The sequence below is a fragment of the Pseudoalteromonas sp. SG44-8 genome (assembly GCF_014164125.1).
Lineage (GTDB): Bacteria > Pseudomonadota > Gammaproteobacteria > Enterobacterales > Alteromonadaceae > Pseudoalteromonas > Pseudoalteromonas rhizosphaerae.
Map to the genome: position 1 here is coordinate 183,576 of NZ_JACJEQ010000003.1, position 20,135 is coordinate 203,710.

Annotated in this window: 12 protein-coding genes and 5 tRNA genes; all 17 read right to left on the minus strand. The window is 37.9% G+C overall.

Features of this window, described 5'->3' with window-relative positions:
• Positions 1-51: 51 nt before the first annotated feature.
• The 17 genes from H5163_RS04335 to H5163_RS04415 all read right to left on the minus strand — a co-directional run bounded on the left by H5163_RS04335 (position 52) and on the right by H5163_RS04415 (position 19,945).
• The gene (locus H5163_RS04335) at positions 52-969 is read right to left on the minus strand and encodes a tetratricopeptide repeat protein (protein ID WP_182732437.1); all 918 of its coding nucleotides are present in this window, start codon (positions 967-969) and stop codon (positions 52-54) included.
• Positions 970-1,208: 239 nt separating this feature from the next.
• Positions 1,209-1,346 carry a hypothetical protein gene (locus H5163_RS04340; protein ID WP_182732438.1) on the minus strand — a complete coding sequence of 46 codons (138 nt, stop codon included), beginning with the start codon at positions 1,344-1,346 and terminating at the stop codon, positions 1,209-1,211.
• 173 nt (positions 1,347-1,519) lie between these two features.
• Entirely contained in the window at positions 1,520-2,872 is a 1,353-nt protein-coding gene (locus H5163_RS04345) for a magnesium transporter (protein ID WP_182732439.1), read from the minus strand.
• A 114-nt stretch (positions 2,873-2,986) separates the two neighbouring features.
• Entirely contained in the window at positions 2,987-6,070 is a 3,084-nt protein-coding gene (locus H5163_RS04350) for an efflux RND transporter permease subunit (protein ID WP_182734463.1), read from the minus strand.
• On the minus strand, positions 6,067-7,368 hold the full coding sequence (locus H5163_RS04355) for an efflux RND transporter periplasmic adaptor subunit (protein WP_145237533.1): 1,302 nt from the start codon (positions 7,366-7,368) through the stop codon (positions 6,067-6,069). The genes H5163_RS04350 and H5163_RS04355 overlap by 4 nt, the downstream gene beginning before the upstream one ends.
• A 2-nt stretch (positions 7,369-7,370) precedes the next feature.
• The gene (locus tag H5163_RS04360) at positions 7,371-8,771 is read right to left on the minus strand and encodes an efflux transporter outer membrane subunit (protein ID WP_182734465.1); all 1,401 of its coding nucleotides are present in this window, start codon (positions 8,769-8,771) and stop codon (positions 7,371-7,373) included.
• A gap of 745 nt (positions 8,772-9,516) precedes the next feature.
• Complete coding sequence (locus H5163_RS04365) at positions 9,517-10,629, minus strand: tyrosine-type recombinase/integrase (protein ID WP_182734467.1); 1,113 nt, start codon at positions 10,627-10,629, stop codon at positions 9,517-9,519.
• Positions 10,622-10,864 (minus strand): DUF4224 domain-containing protein, encoded by a 243-nt coding sequence (locus H5163_RS04370; RefSeq protein WP_182734468.1) that lies wholly within the window; start codon positions 10,862-10,864, stop codon positions 10,622-10,624. Before H5163_RS04370 ends, H5163_RS04365 begins: the two co-directional genes overlap by 8 nt.
• A gap of 460 nt (positions 10,865-11,324) precedes the next feature.
• Positions 11,325-12,764, minus strand: a complete 1,440-nt coding sequence (locus H5163_RS04375; RefSeq protein WP_182734470.1) for a hypothetical protein — start codon at positions 12,762-12,764, stop codon at positions 11,325-11,327.
• 76 nt (positions 12,765-12,840) lie between these two features.
• Positions 12,841-13,725, minus strand: coding sequence for a phage integrase N-terminal domain-containing protein (locus H5163_RS04380; RefSeq protein ID WP_182734472.1), 885 nt, complete (start codon positions 13,723-13,725; stop codon positions 12,841-12,843).
• A 591-nt stretch (positions 13,726-14,316) separates the two neighbouring features.
• Positions 14,317-17,823, minus strand: a complete 3,507-nt coding sequence (locus H5163_RS04385) for an SIR2 family protein (protein ID WP_182734474.1) — start codon at positions 17,821-17,823, stop codon at positions 14,317-14,319.
• A gap of 349 nt (positions 17,824-18,172) precedes the next feature.
• A complete protein-coding gene (locus tag H5163_RS04390) occupies positions 18,173-18,967 on the minus strand; it encodes a hypothetical protein (protein WP_182734476.1) in 795 nt (264 codons plus the stop codon).
• A 284-nt stretch (positions 18,968-19,251) separates the two neighbouring features.
• A tRNA-Phe gene (locus tag H5163_RS04395) sits at positions 19,252-19,327 on the minus strand.
• Between the two features lie 134 nt (positions 19,328-19,461).
• Positions 19,462-19,537: transfer RNA gene (locus H5163_RS04400), tRNA-Thr, on the minus strand.
• 58 nt (positions 19,538-19,595) lie between these two features.
• Positions 19,596-19,671: transfer RNA gene (locus tag H5163_RS04405), tRNA-Phe, on the minus strand.
• A 50-nt stretch (positions 19,672-19,721) separates the two neighbouring features.
• Positions 19,722-19,797, minus strand: a tRNA-Thr gene (locus tag H5163_RS04410).
• A gap of 72 nt (positions 19,798-19,869) precedes the next feature.
• Positions 19,870-19,945, minus strand: a tRNA-Phe gene (locus H5163_RS04415).
• Between the last annotated feature and the right edge of the window lie 190 nt (positions 19,946-20,135).

Consider the following 20,135-nt stretch of genomic DNA (forward strand, 5'->3'; position numbering starts at 1 on the left):
ACGGCCCATATAAATATGGGCCGTCTTATCGGGGATGTATAGTTACAATCGCTACAAAGTTAAGGCTGTAGCTAATTGCTTATAGACTATTTTATGGTTACGATTTAAATCACTCTCTTTAACTGTTTTAAACCACTTAGTAGCCTGCTGATTATCTTTTGCTTGCCAGCATATTTCTGCCAACCTTAATGTATGCGCAGCTTTTGCAATATCATCACTACCTTCTACCATATAACTCAACGAATCTACATAGTACTTAATAGCAAGGTCATACTGTCCGAGCAATTGATATGTGCGCGCTAAATTCCCCTGTGCCACAATAATTTTGCCTTGATGCTGGGTTGGTAGTATCCAATCAAGCGCTTTTTTTCTGCTCTCTCTGGCATTTTCTAAATCGCCATAAGCGTGATAAATATTTGCTTTATTAGACTGTAACTCAAAATTAAAAATTGGATCTTTACTCTTGCCAAACTTTCGTTCGGTTTTGAGCAGCATCTGAAAAGCGGATTCCTTATTACCAAAAACATACTGCAAATTAGCTAACTCGAGCATTCGCATTGGATCTGCAAACGCATCGTACATCAACTTTATATCTGTAAATGCCTTATTTGCATAGATTTTTGCACGCTCATCATCGTGATAAAAATGCAAAGCTTTGGCATAGTAAAAATAAGCTTGGACTTTAAATACTTCAGGTAAATCATCTCGTTCTGCGAATGGTTCAACAATGATTTTTAAGGTTTCATAATCATTTTTATCGTAGTAATAATCAAATAAGTAAGACTTGGCTTTATACCACCGAGTTGAATGTAGCTCTGATTGCTCTATACGTTCATTAATATAAACTAAGCAGTCTTTCTCTGGCTGTTGTAAGCAGAATTGTTCGTGATCACTAAAGTGTTCAGACGCATTAGTTAGCGTAGAAAAAATACAGATAAAAATAGCGATTATTAAGTGATTTTTTATCATAAAGTTTAAGCAAACGCTTAATGCTGTAAAGTATATACATAGATTAAAACATATTTGCATAAAATTATTAACAAATATTGTGCGCTAGCAGATCATGGCGTGCTAGGAGTGGAGGTAAAAAACTGGCTTGGCAATTACAAAAGTATTTTATAATTGCCTAAGCATTTGAAAAGTATAATTATAACCTTTACTGATAGTGCAGAATAACTGATCACACAGCAATATTTTCGTATGCTAAATTAAGCTGCTTTTTTAAGCGCTTTTTTAAGCTTACCTATTTTGGATTTTTGTTTTGCGACTTTATCTTTACGAGCGCTGATTTCTTTTTTAATCGATTTTACTTCTTTACTGATTGCTTTAGCTGGTTTCTTTGACATTGAGTATTTCCTTTTTAATTATGTAACTCGCTATTGCGAGAGCTGTACTTTATGATAAAAAAGAACCAGATGATACGCGCCAACCAGTTCTTCACTAAAAATTCATACAACAGAAATAAAACTGAAATTAATCAAATGCCTGTAAAAGCTATCATACTTCCTACACTAAAATACTAAAGTAGTAATAAACTACCTAACCCTAAGAAAGTGACAAAGCCAACGATATCGGTCACTGTTGTCAAGATTACTGAACCTGACAGTGCGGGATCGATTTTCATTTTATCTAAAATAGAAGGGATCACCACGCCAGACAAAGAGGCTGCAATTAAATTAAGCAAAATAGCCACTGTAATGGTAATACTGAGCATTACATCACTAAACCAAAAATAGGTGAGCACACCAATTACCATAGCCCACACACAGCCATTTACGGCACCTACCCTAAGCTCTTTTTTAAGTAGCGCCTTACGGTTTGAGTCAGTCACCTGACCAAGCGCTAAACCGCGCACGATTACGGTTAACGTTTGGCTCCCTGCTATACCGCCCATTGACGCAACTACCGGCATTAATACTGCCAATGCAACCACTTGCTCAATGGTTGCGCCAAATAAGCCAATAAACCAGGATGCTAAAAATGCGGTTGCTAAATTAATGCCTAACCAAATACCACGGTTCTTCGCACTTTTTCGTACGCTGGCAAATAGATCTTCGTCTTCACGTAAACCACCCGCTTTTGCCGCTGCTTCATCGGTGACCTCTTGGCGTAATTCGTAAGCTGAGGTAACTTTTAATCGCCCCAGTAACTTATTATCGACATTGACAACGGGCATTGCCATTTTTTCACTGTGGATCACCACTTCAGCTGCTTCGTATAAATCATCGTCGGCATGCAGTGAAGTTATATCGTGATCAGCAAAACTTAATAAAGTGTCTGAGTCCTTAGCTTTAAATAACGTGTTAACCGATACCTCACCAATTAGCGTGCCTTTGCGGCTCACTAAATAAATAACCTCGGTATATTGCGGTAAGCCTTTTTGCAGGATTTTTCGTGCGCCACCGACCGTTAGTTTGTCTGAAACCTTAAGTGAATCAAAATCAAGCCAGTGACCAAGTTGCTCTGGCAGATACTGCTGCGCTAATTCATATTGCTTGGTTTGTACTTCATCAAGTTGACGGCGAGCGTATTCAACAAAGCGCTCAGGGATCACTTCTTCAAGTTCAAGTAACTCAGCAACGCTTACTTCATCAAGTAATTTAAAACCGTCATCTTCATCGAGTGTTTGTAATAACCAACGACAGCTATCGGCGCCTAAATTAATGAATATTTCATGCTGGGTGTCTTCATCTAATAACTGCCAAATATCTATACGCTGATCTTTTGGTAAGGCTTCAAATAATAACGATAAATGTTCTGTCGAAAGTATTTCTTTGGCGTCAGCTAACAGCTTATTTTTACGCTCTGTGGTATCACATTGTAAAAGCTCATCAATAAGCTGTGGGAGTTGATCAATCGGGTATTCAATCATGTTGAAGCCTTTGAATTTAACTACTTTGTGTTTAGTTTACCTCAGCTTGAAAAAATAGTTTGAGAAATTTTCGTAACAATACCCACAGCTCAAAAAGCTGCGGGTATTTATTATTTACTTAAACCAGCTTTGTGCTCGCTCCATCAGCAAGTAATTAACTGGTACTAGCAACAAGGTAATAAAGGTCGCAAAAATAATCCCAAAGCCTAAACTTACAGCCATTGGGATTAAAAATTGCGCTTGAGTAGCTTTTTCAAACAACAACGGCATTAAGCCTATAAAGGTGGTTAAACTGGTTAACATTACAGGGCGAAAACGTGACGCGCCAGCCAGTTTTACCGCTTCCAGTAATTCGCCGCCTTCACTGCGTTTTTTATTTATAAAATCAACTAATACTAGCGAGTCATTAACCACTACACCGATCAGGGCCAACATCCCAAGTAGGCTCATAATGGTTAATTCCATTCCCATAATCCAGTGTCCTACCACGGCGCCTATCATACCAAACGGGATCACACTCATGACGATCAGCGGCTGTAAGTAAGATTTAAACGGAATAGCTAATAACGCATAGATAATGAAAAATACAAATACCAACGCCCAAGCAAGCGAGCCGAACGATTCACGTTGTTCTTTCGCCTCACCTTCAAGAGAGTGACTAACGCCAGGATATTGCTGCACCAACTCATCAAGGTAAATTTTTAAATCGGCTTGCAGCACTGTCATATTGGTGTTTTCTTTTTCGATATCTGCCGTAACATTCAGAGTCCGATAGCGGTCGATACGATTAATCGTTGAAGGACTTTGCCCAGGCACTAGTTTAGCTACATGTGATAACGGTACTGTGCCACCGGTTGGGGTGTTAATAAGGATATCTTTTAAGTCAGCCACCGAGCGACGTTCATCAAGAGGTAAACGCACCATAACTCTGACGTCATCACGACCACGTTGAATACGCTGTGCTTGAGCACCAAAAAACGAGTTACGTACTTGCTGTGATACATCAACCCGATTTAAACCCAGTGCTAAGCCTTGCTCTGTTAGCTCAATTTGCAGCTCTTCTTTACCATCAGACATGCTATCAGCAATATCAAATACTGTTGGGTAAGTCGCCAAACGCGCTTTGACCTGCTCAGCCACTTCTTGCAAGGTTGATAGCGAGGTTGCTGTAAGCTGGACATCAATTGGATCTGAACTGCGACCGATTTCAGCCCTAAAAGTTAAGCTTTCAGCGCCAGGGATCACACCTATTAAATCGCGCCATTCACTGGCAAGCTCCCGCGAGCCTATATTAGAGTCACGTTTTTCAGCAGGGGTGATTTCAAAGCGTACACTCCCTGAGTTTGATGCACCACCACGACCACCCGTGGTGGCTAAAATGTTTAAAATAACACTTTCGCCTGTATTTTCATCACGGTACTTATCTTGTAATTGACGTGCTTTATCCGACATATCAATCACGTATTTATTAGTCACTTCAAATGGAGTACCTGTCGGTAATGTTAAGCTAACACGCACCGTTTCGCTCGGAATACGAGGGAAGAAAATAAACTTAGTCCACCCACTGGTAACCATAGTTAAAATAATTAAAAAGATCCCCACAAACAAGCTTACCGTGGCTAGCTTATGGCGTAAGGCCAAGTTTAATAACGGTTGATAATACTTTAAAATTGCATGCTCAAAACCATCAGCAAAACGCTGTTGAAATTTATCAAACTTAGATGGTTCGCCTTTTTGATGGCGTAACTTTATATATTTTAGGTGCGCAGGTAATACAAATTTAGATTCAATCAGTGAGAATAATAATACCGGGATCACAACTACAGGGATCTGTGCAAACAGAGCGCCACGACTACCTTCTATAAATGCTAACGGTAAAAATGCCGCAACCGTGGTTAAAACACCAAAAGTCACAGGGGTAGCAACTTCTTGGGTGCCACGAATAGCTGCCTGCTCGCCAGATTCAGCGGTTTTTAAATGGGTATAAACGTTCTCACCGGTAACGATTGCATCATCAACCACAATCCCTAGCACTAAGATGAAGCCAAACAAGCTCATAATATTTAGCGTTACCCCAAACAATGGCATGGCTAAAAATGCGCCCATAAATGATACTGGAATACCAATAAATACCCAAAAAGCGATGGCGGGACGTAAAAATAGCGTCAATAACGCCAGTACCAAAATACCACCTTGTAAAGCATTGGTGGTGAGTGTGGCAATACGACTTTTAACCAGCTCTGAATCATCATCCCAGTAACTTAAATCAAACCCTTGTGGTAATTTACTTTGCTGGCCTTCAATATATTCTTTTACTTCATCGGCTACTGTTATGGCACTTTGTGGACCAATACGATATACATCGATAAAGGCCGCTTGCTTACCATTAAACCGAGTCCGCACTGGGGTTTCTTCAAAGTCATCGCGGATAGTAGCAATATCACCTAGACGAATAATAGTACCATCTCTTTGATTTTTAACTGCAATGCGAGCAAACTCGTCTTTGCGATATGCTTGCCCTTTAGAGCGAATAAGTACATCTCCCCCTTGGGTTTTTAAATTCCCCGCTGAAATATCAGTACTTGAGTTTGATATCGCCCGTGAAATATCACTTAAGCTCAAACTGTATTGACGCAATGTATCTTGGCTTACTTCAATTGCTAATTCGTAATCACGCACACCACTGAGTTCAACTTGAGTAACACTGGGTAAGCGCAGTAATTGGTCGCGCACTTGCTCTGCATATTCACGGGTTTCTTTTTCACCGTAGTCACTGGCAACGGTAACCGCAATAACCTCACGTTTACGCTCAGCTAAGGCAACAACTGGCTTTTCAGCATCTGCTGGGAAGGTATTAATTGCATCGACTCGGCTTTTTATATCGGCCAATAACTCTCGAGGATCGTAACCGCTGTCGACCTCAATACTCACTGACGCTGCCCCCTCAGATGAGCGACTCGATATTTGTTTGATGCCTTCTAAATCTTGTACTGCCTCTTCAATGCGAATGGTCACCCCTTGCTCTACATCTTCAGGAGTTGAGCCTCGCAAGGAAACACTGACGCTAATACGATCGGTTTCAAAAGACGGGAAAACTTCTAAAGGAATTTGCGTGGTAAGGCTAAATAAACCCGCAAAAACAATGCTGATCAGCAATAAATTAGCTGCAACATGGTTTTTAGTAAACCAAGCTATCATGGCTTATCTCCTTGCGAGCGAGCAGCTTTACGCTTTTGCATCAGCTCTTCAACAGTGATCCCTTGTTTTTTAGCCATCGCTGCTAACTGTTCACGTGACGGTCTTTTGCCAGTAGGCTGACTGCCCTCTTTATCAGCTTCACCAATAACTTTAACAGCAGTACCTGAACTAACTTGACCAAGTGGTGTAAGCACTAACTTATCACCCATGTTCAAACCATCGGCAATAATTGCTTGCGTGGCATTTTGCCACGCTAAGCGGATATTTTTACGCTGTAATACACCTTGATCAACAATATATACATAAGTACCTTGGTAAATAGCACTGTTTGGAATAACCAAGACATCAGCGACTAATTTGCCACTGATCTGCGCTTTAATATATTGACCAATCTTAATCGGGTATTGGTTTTGAGCAGTTGCTTTGTAAGGATCATTGATTTGGGCAACAACATAAAGCTGCTGAGCATTTTCATCGATGGCCCCTTCAGTTCTGGCAACTTGTCCTTGCCACTTTTGCATACCAACTAGGTCAGAGCTAAATTCGACAGTTGAGCCATTGGCATTTTTCATACCATCTCGAAATTGCTCTGGCAAATCAATAAAAGGTAAGTCTTTGTTTTTAATTGGCAACCGTATTTCAACACTATCTATGGCGTAAATAGTTGCCAATTGTGTATTGTTACTCACCACTTGACCAAGATCCACACTGCGACTTAATACTCGCCCTGCATAAGGGGCTGTTATCTTTGTGCGCTCTAAGTTTAAATTCGCTTTTTCAAGTTTTGCTTGTGCTGAAAGTACTTGCGCTTGAGCTGCGGCTAGTTGCGGTTCTCGCAGTACTAAATTACTTGCCTGCTCACCATTACCTAAACGCTGCCAATCGATAATAGCCTGACGACTACGTGCTTGTTCTTCTTGAAAGCCTTGCTGCGCAGTGAGTAAATTAGCTTGCGCTTCTTTCACTTCAGCGCGGTGATCTCTGTCATCAAGCTGTAAGAGTACATCGCCTTTTTCAAAAAAGCCCCCCTCTCTAAATTGCTCACTGCTGGCGATGATCTGTCCTGAAGCTTGAGCGACCAAGATACTTTGAGTGCGCGGCTTTACAGTACCAAAACTGTCAACCATCACTTGATACGGCTGTAGCTGTAAAGTTTGCACCGCCACACTTATTTGCGCTTTAGGTGGTGAGCCAAAACGCTTTGCTTCTGGTGGGTTTGAGCTAATAAACATTACTAACAAGGCAGTAGCTGCGATTATAGCCGCAGGGATAATAATTTTGGTTTGTTTAATATTCATAATTATTGCTCAGTTGACTCGTTGGTTGGCTGTGAAAAATCGCCACCAAGGGCAATATGGAGATTAATTCGGTTAATAATTAATTGGTTCTTAATTTCAATGACAGAGCTTTGTGCGTCAAAGGACCTATCTTGCGCATCGAGTACCGTAGTGTAAGTTACTAAGCCACTTTGATATTGCTCAAAAGAAAGTTGCTCTGCTGCAATGGCATTTTCTTGTGCCTTAAGTGTAGCTAAGTAGCGAATTTGCAAAGATTGCTCTTGCGAAATAGCTGTTTCCACCTCATTAAATGCATCATATAGACTGGCTAAATATACTTGCTCCTGACGTAACACAGCTAAACGGGCAGCTTCTTCATCAGCACTTAGCCTACCAGCATCAAAAAGTGGCGAAGAAATACTACCCACTAATGACCATGCTAAGTTTGATGGTGAAAATAAATCACTGACACGATCAGCACTGTCACCTAACGTAGCGCTCAGATTTAAACTTGGAAAACGCTGCTTGTGAGCATAAGCTAAATTAGCATCAGTACTTAATAATTGATACCAGCTCGCCATTAAACTTGGTTTACGTGTGATAAGCTCTGACGGTAAACCTAAAGGGATAGATTTATTTAATAGAGGTAAGTCAGCCTCAACACTTAAAGCACCGCGCGGGTAGTCGCCAGTTAAACGCTCTAAAGCGCGAATTGCTTGACTAAGAGTGGCTTTTTGACCAGCAATACGTGAACGCTCATTGTTTAACTCATTACGCGTTAAATAAACATCTAAGGCATCATTTATACCTTGACGATAACCCGACTCAATAATTGCTAGGTTCTGCTCTGCGTTTTTTTCTCGTTGCTGGTACAGCGCCAATAATTTTTGCGCCGTTATTACATTAAACCAACCACTGACCACATCACCTACTAAGCGTTGTTTTGCTTGTTGAAAATTTGCCTGCTGCGCTAGAAAATCAAGGTTTGCCTGGCGCTGCGCATCAGAAAGCTTGCCCCATAAATCAACTTCATAATTAAGTGTTAAATTTGCTGAACTGACATTGCTATAACTAACTGGACGATTGTTTTTACTGCGATTAGTTCGCGCAGATAAATCTAAACTCGGCCAAAGAGCCGCGCCCGACGCAATTAATTGCTGCTGTTTAATTGCAACATCATACCCAGATTGTAAAATCTCTTGGTTACTTGCTAATGCTTGTTCAACCAATGCAAATACCTGTGGGTTTTCTAATTGTTGAAGCCAATTATCTTCAACCTTAAATGCTGACGCCTTTGCTTGTTGCCATTGCTCAGGAGCATTTGCTGTATGTTGCACTCGTTCAGTTGGATTTAGCTGATTGCTGCATGCACTGAGCAGCAAGGCACTGACTACCACTAAACTCGGCTTAAGTTGCCAAATCATATAAAAACCTGAATTACTTATATTTATGAGTGTAATTCAAGCACCAGTTCACAGATAGCTCAACTGACTTTACATAACATTACAAATATCACAATAAAGAGTCGTTTTTGAGGGTTGAGTTTGCCAATTTATATTTACTAGTGGGAAATGCAAGCCGGTGTTTACGTTTAGAAAGTCAAGCTTGCCTTAATACCAATCGTTTTAAGTTACTGACCATTTGATAACAAGGCATAAATTTTGACATCTAGTTGTTCTGCATGAAAAATTTATAACACAGTTAGCGCTTTGTTTAGCTCGCTAGAATAGTTAAATATTTAAGTCGATTGGTATAAATTATAAGAGCGCTAGTTTGCACGTTATTTATAAAAGGCGCGAGTTTTTGAGATTAAAGATTACAAATTAAAGAATGGTATTGTACAAGAGTCAGAATTGACGCTGTTTTTCTTCGTAAACTGCTAGCTTAGTTTATTTCAGATACAAAAAAGCCCTGCAAATGCAGGGCTTTGATATAAATGGTGCCTCGACCCGGAATCGAACCAGGGACACGAGGATTTTCAACCCACATGCTAAAACACCTAAAATACTGTTTTTCCTAAACTAAATTACAAAAATATTCCTATAATTTTCGTCTGGTTTATATTATTTCGTTACTTTACTTAAAACTTCTTAGCTTTTATATACTTATAAACATTTAAATAAGGTCATAACTGTACTAACACGATAATGCCCGTTTTAACGCTATTTTTCAATGCTTTGTTTTACGTTTAGTCTTGGCCTTAATCCCATTATTAATCTTAACCTCAGCCTTAGTTTCAGTTTGCGGAGCTAAGGTATCAACTTCTGAGTACCCACGCCTATAAATCCTTTTCGTTGTAGAAATATTAGAGTGTCCTAGCAGTTCAAACGCCTGATTTATATTTTTACAATCACTTGCAGCTTTTGCTCTCAAATCTCTCTCTTGAAAACGTTGCGCTTTGTCTAGCTCACCATTGCTAATTGCTTCTAACATAGCTTTATTCCAAGCCGTTCTGAGTCCATCAGGCGTTAACGGTTTCTCAAGTCGAGCATTTGCATGTGAAGCAAAAAAATACCAGTGGATAAGCGGTGCTTTACTTTTTTCTTTACCACGATAACCATTAATTTCTTTAAGCTCTGCAATAATGAGTGCCAGGTGTTCACAATACGCAAACTGCATTCTATTTTTAGTCTTAGATGTCTGAACTCTCAAGCCATGATTATCATTCCAATCTTTACTACTTAACTTAAGCATATCTGTTTGCCGTAGACCCGTAGCGAGCTTTAATTCAACATAAAGCTGCAACCAGCGTGGGCAATATTTACAAAAAATCGCAACCTCTTCATTTGTAACTAACTTATCTCTCGGCTTTTCTGGGTTACGAATAATACCGTGAAATGGTGCGCTATCTATTATGCCCCAACGCACAGCATGAGTCATAATGCAGCTAAGTAGTGCGAACTCTCTATTTGCTCTTATTGGTGCACCTTCACGTGCTCTGAGATCTAAGTATTGGTATGCATGACGAGCGCGAAGCATTAATGGGTTCATATGCCCAAATCTTTTTATCAGATGCTTAGCTGCGCTTAAATTACTTTTATGAGTGGTTTCGGCTTTTGTTGGTGAAATTTCTTTTAAGTAACGATCAATCAAATCGCTGATTGTACGGCATTCAAAGTTAATCTCAGCATAGGCGTAATAATTTCTAAAAGCCTCATTAATGCTTTTACCTAAACGAATATCCTTTTGGTCTTTACCTCTCAAATAATAGGTTTGTGCTTTTTTGTTGAAGATCATACCTCTGGGTAGATTTTCATTTTCAGGTGAACGCTTTCTACCCATAGCTTTTATCTCCTAAATTCAGTTCACTGGCTTTAAGAGTAGAACGGCTTTTTGTTGATTGCCATGTAGGGTTTGCACCAAGTTCAGCTTCAATGGCTTTACGTAACACTTTAGGCCAACCAAAAGCATCGATGGTGAAAGTAATACGCATGGCAGTAAGTTGTACAAGCTGCTTCTGGCGTTGTTTTCGGCCTGTAAGCTCCGCAACTTCATTTTTTGAAAGGAATAAATTCATAGGTTTCTCGCACAATAAGGTAACCCAGTCGCTTTATAGCAACTGGTATAATCAAAATAATTTTATTTTCCAAACTGAACTCACACGAATGTTTGGATTAGGTATTTCACTATTTGATATGCACACTCACTTAATGGGTGGCTACTTAAAGTACGATGACCAACGGCCTCGCTATTGTAGGTCTAGCTGATTTCTCTATATTTCAGCTGTTTTCACTATAATTTGCCATTATTTAAAAAGCAAATCTTTTTTAAGCCTAAATTACCCCTGTAGTTTTATGTTCTTAGTCCCTGCTAAATTGAAATTTAAATCATCTAAGGCGCTCTCTTTTGTGTGGCCTATACCAAATTCGAGGCTTGAAGCCATGAAAACTTTCATTTCATTGTCATTGGTTATTTCATTTTCTGAGTGATAACAAACAAAGAACCCTTTGCTTTGGCAAAAGTAAAATAAATGCACTTTACTTACTCCTATCAAAAAAAACGGTTAGAGGTACATCATTTATGCCTCTCTTTAACTTTTCACTTGGATGGACAAAGCTTAGAACTTCTAACATCTCATCATTACTGGGGAGCTCGACATCAATATCAGGGGTTTCGTAACGTATTTCACTTTTGTAATCAACTACTTTCGCGATATAAACTTTATGACCAAGCCTTTTCATGAGGCCTAATCTGATTTTCTGCCAATAGCTAAGTTTACTAGTCCCGAACTTCACCTCGACTAAGTAATACTCCCCATCTTTATAGGCAGCAAAGTCATATCTCCCAGGGTGTTCTTTTAACTTATACATTTTAGTAACACCGTGAAAATCGTCATTTTCAACACGAATTTTAGATAAAAATTTCCTTATATATAAATGAACTTTAATATTATCTTTGATGAAACCATTAGTAATAAAACTATCTTCACCATGATATAGAGCTGATATCTCACCAATTCTTTTTTGACATTGGTTCACTATAGAACAACCAGAAAAAGGGCTGTGAATTGGTTGAGGTTTAAGCTTTTCTAGTTTTGATTTATCAAAAACATCCTCCTTTAATCTACACGGTGCATTACTCTTATCAGCAAGCCTTAATCTACATGGAAACTTTTTTTTACAAATTTTTATTAAGTCTAAAAGTTCGTTTTTCGAATAATCAAACTTTGATGGGTAAAATGATTCTTCTACATCTTCTTTACTATAGTGTTGTAAGATATCCTTATTGGATACATCGATTATAGATAAGCCAACCTGGGTATCATGCAATGTATGACAGTAAAAATTTGGTTTTCTTTGATCCCTACTTTTTCCAAAAAGTAACACCTCATAACCTTTTCCTTTTAAGTCCTTAAAAACTAGCTCTTCTGCAAAATTACCACTGTCTCTTCTTTCTTTTGCTATTATTGCGTTTCTAGCGTCATCAGCTTTTGTTCTATTTCGTAAGCTATGCCATTCCCCTCTCCAACCTAAATCTAAAGCCAAATCACAATAACTCTTAACGTCATCATATTTTTCTTTGCCAATTAACTCTTTTACGTAAAGCTCTAGACCTGCATGCCTAGGTAATGGAGAGTCGAACTTTTCACTTGTAGGCCTGATAAGGTTAATTATCTCTGCGCCTGTTTTTTCGACTAAGTTATCTACATCACTCCCTTGCTTTTTAAACTTAATGAGTCGACCCATAACACCTGACAAATAAAAATGTCTTTGAATGATATCATTAATAAAATCATTTTCATTTAGGACTAGATCAGAGTACATTCCAAAGTTATCAGTAATAAATGCATAATCTAAAAAAAGTTCAAACCCCAAAGCAATGTCTTTTGTATGGTGTATCTCACCATCTTTAATTGCTTTAAGGATATTCTTTTTATTTGTTGAACTTATTTCTAGTTTTTCAATTATATCTTTCATTATCAAACTCATTTCATCTGAATCTATAAGACTAGGAGATTATATGCTGATTCACCACAGTAAAAAGTAATTAAAACTATCGACCTAAGTAAATAACAGTGATTTGCTCTCGGCTGTGTCCTAGCTCATTCGATATTTTTAACCTAGCCTCTCTATCTATGATTTTTTGCTCTGGTGTTAGCTCTTTGCTTATTTGGCCGCCATTAATTGGGGCTTGCCAGCCTGTTAATTCTAAATAACGCTGCTGGGCGTACGTGTGCCGTAATCCATGATTTTTATCTAGGCCAACACGACTTGTTTGCCATTCGTAGCTTTTTAATTGTTGTTTGTAATTTCGATCAGTTCTGATCAGAGCACCGCCGCCGACAGTTTGTTGAATTTCAGCTAATAACGCTCTTTGTGCATCAGTCCTTATTTCAAGTGCTCTAGGTCTTCCGCCTTTAGTCCATGATGATTTTAAAACTAGCTGGCCACCACGTATTGCATAGTTAGGTCTAAACTTTATAGCCTCTTCTCTGCGTAAACCAAACTCACGCTGAAGTTTTAGTGATAATTTAACAAGGTTATCAGCGATTTTTTCAAGCTTAGCCGAGTCCAGCTCTTTGCCTTTCGATTCTGTTGGTATGTATGACCGTTTTTCTAAATCGAGCGTGATTGCTTGATTAGAGCCATTATTAGATTTTGGTAACATTGAAGACTTGCCAACTTTTTCAGCCCACCACCTGATATGCCCCATGCGGTTTTTAATCGTGCCAGGCGAAAGCTTTTCGGTTTGCCAACGTTCTACCAAGTAATTTACATGCTTAGGTTTTAACGAATTAACCGATTGCAGTCGGTAGCCACCCTCTTTTAGCTGTGAGGCTATTTGAATCAAGCATTTTTTACGTCCAGCTTGAACGCTGAAACTGCCATCTTGGTTTCGAAGGATTAAACCTTGTAACTGGTATTTTAAATTACTCATAAGTCACTACTTAACGAAGAGTTAAAATAATCTGTTATGCACTCAACTAACTAATTGAACTGATATCCAAATGATAAGTTTTAAATGCCAATTGCACGTTGGAGCGTACAATTTTCGTATAAATACGAACAAAGGCACAAAGTTCAAAATGGCCGCAAAAGCCTCGCTTTAGTTGTTTCCCGCTTGGGCGTACAAGATAAAGCGCTATACAAAATGTGCTTAGCACAGGTTAGTTAAGTGATAACAAGTCTCCTATTTTTTAAGCCGTTAAAGGGCAATTAATACTTCACAAAATCGCTAATACAGCGAATTTTAGGCGAAAGAGCGCCAAATAAATTTTTAGTTATTTTGAAGATTAAATGCCTATTGGCTAATAGCTACACACGTTTGTAGCTTTTCGAAATGACAAAGCTGAAAGCTTTGTGCTAAAGATACGATGACCAATGGCCTCGTTAAGTAAGTAATTTGATAATGGCATAACCCGCCCATAACTTCAACAAAAGTAATAGACCTGTTGGTACGGTTGGGTTTGCCAACCGCGTCACTCCCCTATTGCTGTGCAGGAGTGACGCGGTTCTTAGATTAGTCAAGTTATTTATCGAGAGTGAGTCTCACTTCAGGTAAAGGGTCATTCTGAATTTCAGAAACTACTTTCCTTAATTCAGCATTATTGTAGCCACCGTCTTCATCTAATAGACGCTGAGCTAGCTTTGATAGCTCAGCTCTTATTAGAGGAATATTAACCAGCTCTTCATTTCTGAAAGAAGCTTGTTGATAAAAAGTACTTCCAAATACAGAGGGGATTATATTAGACAAAATAGTTTTCTGCTCCTTACTAAGTTGCTCTCTCTCTATTATTGTATTCAAACAAATCAAGATATTTAAACCACTAGCTTCTTTATTAGCCGAAACCATCATTATCAATGCAGTGACTAAGCCTTTATTTTCTGTACAACTTGAAAGTTCGCACCACTTTACAATTGTATGAGCCGCAATACTAACATTTGTATGATCGGAACTGTGTAAATAAGAGCGAATTAGACTCTCAAGTCGACCTCCTAGTGCAGGTTCATTGGCTGCGAAGTAAGCTAAAGATTGCAAAGCTCTCTTACAAGTTGGCAACTTAATAAACTCAATTAACTTTTCATAATTGGATATATTTAAGTCTTTGCTAGAGAGAAAACATACTACTGTTGTGTTCAAAGCAGCTGAAATTAATTTACCCGTTATTTCATTATTATTACCATCAAAAAGTAAGCGATATTCATCGACATCATCCTCTGAAGGCTTCCACTTAACTAGTGCATCAAAGCAATCAACAGCTTCACTATCAGAGAGTATTACACCTCCATTAATACAGTTCGAAATATCAAGTAAATTGTCTTGCGAATAAAAATTGTCTTTTGTTGAATCAAGTACATCTTGTTTGAAAATAGTCATGACATATTCATAGCTTTCACAGGGTAAAACCAGATAAGCCCATTTTAAAAAACCTTTGTCTGGGAAGTTCGAATCACAACCATCCCATAAAAGTTCAGCTAACAGCTTTTCCTCAATGTTTCTTAAAAACTTATTTCTGGCTAATGGAATAAGCCTCATTATTGCTGGGTAAGACTTTTCCTTTTCTTTACTTGCAAACTTAATTAAAGTTGTAATTCGATGATCTAAACCTTCAAAATCATCTCGCGAAGACTTATGTTCAACTATTGGATTAGGCCAATCGTTATGGCAGACTGTGATATTTAACTCATCAGCTAGAGGAAAGTTTAGACATATTTTAAAAGCTTCTTTTTTAAAGCTACTGGGAGTGCTCTTAAGAGAGTAATAAATTAAGTTTTTTAGTGAATCAAATAATTGGTAATGCTGAACAATTTTATTATCTGCCAAGTCAACTGAATACTTAAATAGCTCTATGGCCTTATCTGGCCTAGCTCTTATTGAAAATCTAGCAATAACTTCAAGAAAAAGATCCAAGCGACCTAAAGAATATCTATAGCCTGAACTTTGATTTCTCAGCACTTCTGCTTGCTTCAGCCAGAACTCTAATGCAGAGATAAAAGCCGTCAATAATCGGTTACATTCATCATCGGATAAACTAGCTAATGTTATCCTTGAAATAACCTTATTTAGAATCTCATCTTTACCAGTATTAACAGAAACAATTGCTAAAAATAACTTCTGAGTCCAATCTATATCCCTTAATTCTACAAGTTTCCTAACCGAGCTAACTAAATGCTTTGTATCATTCCAGTGTATCGGTACAGCAAGCTGCCTAGTTAATGAGTCGAAAAAAATATAGGGGTGTTCTTCATTTGATAACTTGATTTGTTTTGAATTATCTTTATATCTACCCGGATCGAATGCAACACTAATATTAGAAGTAGCAACCTGATCATCAAGCTTATTCTGTAAACGCCTATCAAAAATTTCTTTTTGATGCCAATAATTACACTTTTTCTTTTTTGAAAGCTCACTAACTTTATTGCTATTCTGATACTCAAAATCAATAACTCCGAGTAAACTTTCAACAAAATCAAGTCTCGAATGAAGGTATATTGAATTGTTATCTTTATTGAAACTGTCAAAGAGGTTATTTTTTGCTTCAATAAGGAGAGATTTGCTTTCTTCAAAAAAACCTAACTGAGAAAGCAGTCCTCCTTTCTTAATTTTCAATTCAGGCGTGTAAGCATTAACTTCATTTAATCTATTGGAGAACTTCTCATAATCAAAAGAAAGCAAAGCTTTGTATGCGAAGTGTATTCTTAGTAACTCTAAAGATTCTTTATGGTACTTTACATTTTTCTTAATAAAGCTCGAAGACCTTTCTTCAATCCTTTCTCCAAACTCATCTTCATACCATTTTGAGCACTGAAGCACATGGATCGAAATATCAACTTTTTGTTTATTAGTTAGCGACTTACAACTTTCATTTTCAATCACAGCTAAAAAAAGTTCTAGTTTCCAAGGTGGCTCTACTTTTAATGATATTTTAGAGCACCACATTAATTCATACACAACTCTTGCTTTTAAATTAGGCGAGAGTTCATCAAGAAACTTTTTACTAGAAAATTCATAACCTACTTTACTTAGAATATTATTGCGTAAGTCTGAAGGGCAAATAATCCAATTAGGGTATGAAATACGCTCGCTTTCTAAAACTTTTAATTTTTCTTCTAAAGTTAGCTTTTCATCAAATGAGTAAAATGCTCGCCACTCCCAATTATTTTTCGGCTTTAATTTCAAAAGTGCATCTAAAAATATTTTAGTCGCTGCTTTATGCATTAAATCAGGATCATCATAATCATCCACTAATACAGAAAGGTCAATTGGAGCTATATTTATGGACTCTAAGTACTTTCTTTTCGCTGAACTTAAATTTAAAGCTCCAACAAGGTAAATCCTACGTGCAGATGTCGATAAATGATCTCTTACCCAACCAGCCCATTGAAGAAAGTTCGGATCATCTCCAGAAAACCCCAAAAGACAAAGCTCATTTTCTAAAAAAACTTGCCTCGCAAAATTTACAAATGCAGCATTTTTCTGGGGAAACTGTCTATATTCTTCTTGAGTAAAAACTAGCTCATCCGTTATTCCAATAGTTCCGTGCAATTTGGTAATTCTCGGAGAGCTTGCTCTTGCTAAGTCTTCACCTCTATTAACTACATTGTAAGCAATATCATGAACATCTGTAGCCGCTCTTTCTAATAATGTATCCCAATTAGTTGTTAGAATTTCTCTCCATGGAAGCTTTAGTAGTGAAGGGTATAATTTTCCTGGCTTCCAAGCCAAATCATTTACTTCTTTTTGTATTAATTGGGTAAGTGCTTGCTGCCCAAAAAAAGCTTTATATTCTTCCGCTATACGAAGTGGGTCTGTGGTATTACTCTCACCTAACTCTTCCTGTAAGACGTTTGTAAAATGATACCAAAGAGGTAATTTTTTCGACAAATCGCCAGCTTCAGCAGCACTACGACTAAACCCTGCCCCAATCATAATTGCAGCTCCATGGAATGAAGCGTTCTCTTGCCATAACGTGGCTGCAAACTTTTTCAATGTTGTATAGTCTTGGAGTGCTAAAAGCTTTTTCTGTTCAGTCATTTTACATACTTCCTTGATATTATTTTGTAAAAATTAAAATATAGGGAACAACCATTTATTTTTTATTTAATAATTTATTTAAAGGCATAACCAATTAAAAAAATTTGTAAGTGATTTAACGATAATTCTCACTAGCTTAATTTTTAATGATAAAACTATCACTAATTTAAATTGTAAGCAGCGAATATCGATAAAGCCTATATTTTAATTTTAGATTTTTACTTCGCTTCTATTTTGATAGTACTAGCCACAAAAATAAAACAAGTATAATTGCTTTAAAAAATTTTTCATGATGAGCAGACGTGTTTACATCCTACCAACTCAAGGCAGTAATAATAAAAGAAAGGAACTAAGTTATGGGGTCTCGATAACGCTCTATCGGTGCTGAGGTTGATACATGAGTCTGTTGCTTGCTCGATAATTTAACTTTAACCGGTTTAATACAACTAAAGATAAGTTTAACTACTTTACGTACTTTTTCTCGAACCACTGACAATAAACCCACCTCAAGCATAGTCTCTATCAATGATTTAACTGTCATATACGCCCAGCCTAGCTTATTGGCTAGCTGTGAAATACTTTGCTGATAAGTATCGCGTTTATTTCGGCTAGCGATTTTACCTGCTTTAATTTTGCTAGTGATCAACGCTTGCAGCATAAGCATTTTATGTTGATGGCGTGAGTCATAACGACTTTTTGAATCAAATAAGTGCAGCTGTACTGGGTATAAGCGTAGTGTATGGCTCGATTGTTGTTTATTAAGCATCTGCGTATAGCTTTGCAATAAACGATAGCCAAGCGGGTGCTTTACATTTAAATGCAGTGTGCGGCTATAGCTCGATTTATTGGGTGTTTCTATCAGTAGTGGCTCTTTTTCATCTTTTAATGGCTCTAGTAAGCTTCTAAGGGCGTTTTTAACTGCATTAATTGAATAAGCCAGATGCTTAGCCACAGCTGATGCCGATGAATTAAATTTACCATGTTTTGCATGATGGTATGCGATATGTCCCAAAACTAATGTTTGAGTATCGGATTTTGTTACGGCTAATACTTCAAGCGCAAAAAATACTTGTTTCTTTTTGCCACATTGATCTGCAACTGTATTTAGGCCTGATGAGAAATTATTTTTAAATTTTCTAGTCAATTGATATTCGACTGGAACATTAGATAGCAATTTTTTGGCTTACCACTAGACACAGGATTACCCTACAGCTAAGATAGCCATATAAACATAGTCAATTGTTTATGAAAGCCGCGTTAGAAACTTAAGTCGCCAAACTTAATCTGAGTTTCTTTATCGCGGTTTTTTGCTTTCTGGCGTTCGCAAAGTCGCCTCCGTCTGTTATGACGAAAACTAGGTATTTTTGTAGGGAAACTATGTTTTAGTAGGAAAAGGCATTTCAGATATTAGCGCTAGGCTAGAATAAATGGTGCCTCGACGCGGAATCGAACCACGGACACGAGGATTTTCAATCCTCTGCTCTACCAACTGAGCTATCGAGGCACATAAACTGTGCAGATTAATTGTTAAATTAAACACTTAATCTAAATAAATGGTGCCGACTAACCGAGTCGAACTGATAACCTGAACGAATTACTGATTACAAGTCAGTTGCTCTTTCAAATTATCTAAATAAATGGTGCCGACTAACCGAGTCGAACGGTTGACCTACTGATTACAAGTCAGTTGCTCTACCAGCTGAGCTAAGTCGGCACACTAAACTGTGTGCTAAGGCACGTTTCAATTTTAAAGATTGATAACTTTTAATAAATGGTGCCTCGACCCGGAATCGAACCAGGGACACGAGGATTTTCAATCCTCTGCTCTACCAACTGAGCTATCGAGGCACATTAACTGTGCAGATTAGTTGTTAAATTAAACACTTAATCTAAATAAATGGTGCCGACTAACCGAGTCGAACGGTTGACCTACTGATTACAAGTCAGTTGCTCTACCAGCTGAGCTAAGTCGGCACACTAAACTGTGTGCTAAGGCACGCGTAATAATGTTTTAATCATTTGATTTAAACACCACTACTTAAATAATGGTGCCCAGAGGCGGAATCGAACCACCGACACGAGGATTTTCAATCCTCTGCTCTACCGACTGAGCTATCTGGGCAATTTCAGTATTAATAAAAAATCACAAAGGATTTTCAATGCAATTCCCACTTAGCTCTACTGACTTAGCTATCTGGGCGATTTCAGTTTTAATAAAAAATCACAAAGGATTTTCAATACAATTCCCACTTAGCTCTACTGACTGAGCTATCTGGGCAATTTCAGTTTTAATAAAAAATTATAAAGTGTTT

Excerpts from the sequence above, each read along its gene's own strand:
- H5163_RS04385 (WP_182734474.1), bottom strand. The coding sequence starts at position 17,823 with ATGACTGAACAGAAAAAGCTTTTAGCACTCCAAGACTATACAACATTG.
- H5163_RS04355 (WP_145237533.1), bottom strand. The coding sequence starts at position 7,368 with ATGAATATTAAACAAACCAAAATTATTATCCCTGCGGCTATAATCGCA.
- H5163_RS04360 (WP_182734465.1), bottom strand. The coding sequence starts at position 8,771 with ATGATTTGGCAACTTAAGCCGAGTTTAGTGGTAGTCAGTGCCTTGCTG.
- H5163_RS04345 (WP_182732439.1), bottom strand. The coding sequence starts at position 2,872 with ATGATTGAATACCCGATTGATCAACTCCCACAGCTTATTGATGAGCTT.
- H5163_RS04335 (WP_182732437.1), bottom strand. The coding sequence starts at position 969 with ATGATAAAAAATCACTTAATAATCGCTATTTTTATCTGTATTTTTTCT.
- H5163_RS04365 (WP_182734467.1), bottom strand. The coding sequence starts at position 10,629 with ATGGGTAGAAAGCGTTCACCTGAAAATGAAAATCTACCCAGAGGTATG.
- H5163_RS04380 (WP_182734472.1), bottom strand. The coding sequence starts at position 13,725 with ATGAGTAATTTAAAATACCAGTTACAAGGTTTAATCCTTCGAAACCAA.
- H5163_RS04350 (WP_182734463.1), bottom strand. The coding sequence starts at position 6,070 with ATGATAGCTTGGTTTACTAAAAACCATGTTGCAGCTAATTTATTGCTG.
- H5163_RS04375 (WP_182734470.1), bottom strand. The coding sequence starts at position 12,764 with ATGAAAGATATAATTGAAAAACTAGAAATAAGTTCAACAAATAAAAAG.
- H5163_RS04370 (WP_182734468.1), bottom strand. The coding sequence starts at position 10,864 with ATGAATTTATTCCTTTCAAAAAATGAAGTTGCGGAGCTTACAGGCCGA.
- H5163_RS04340 (WP_182732438.1), bottom strand. The coding sequence starts at position 1,346 with ATGTCAAAGAAACCAGCTAAAGCAATCAGTAAAGAAGTAAAATCGATT.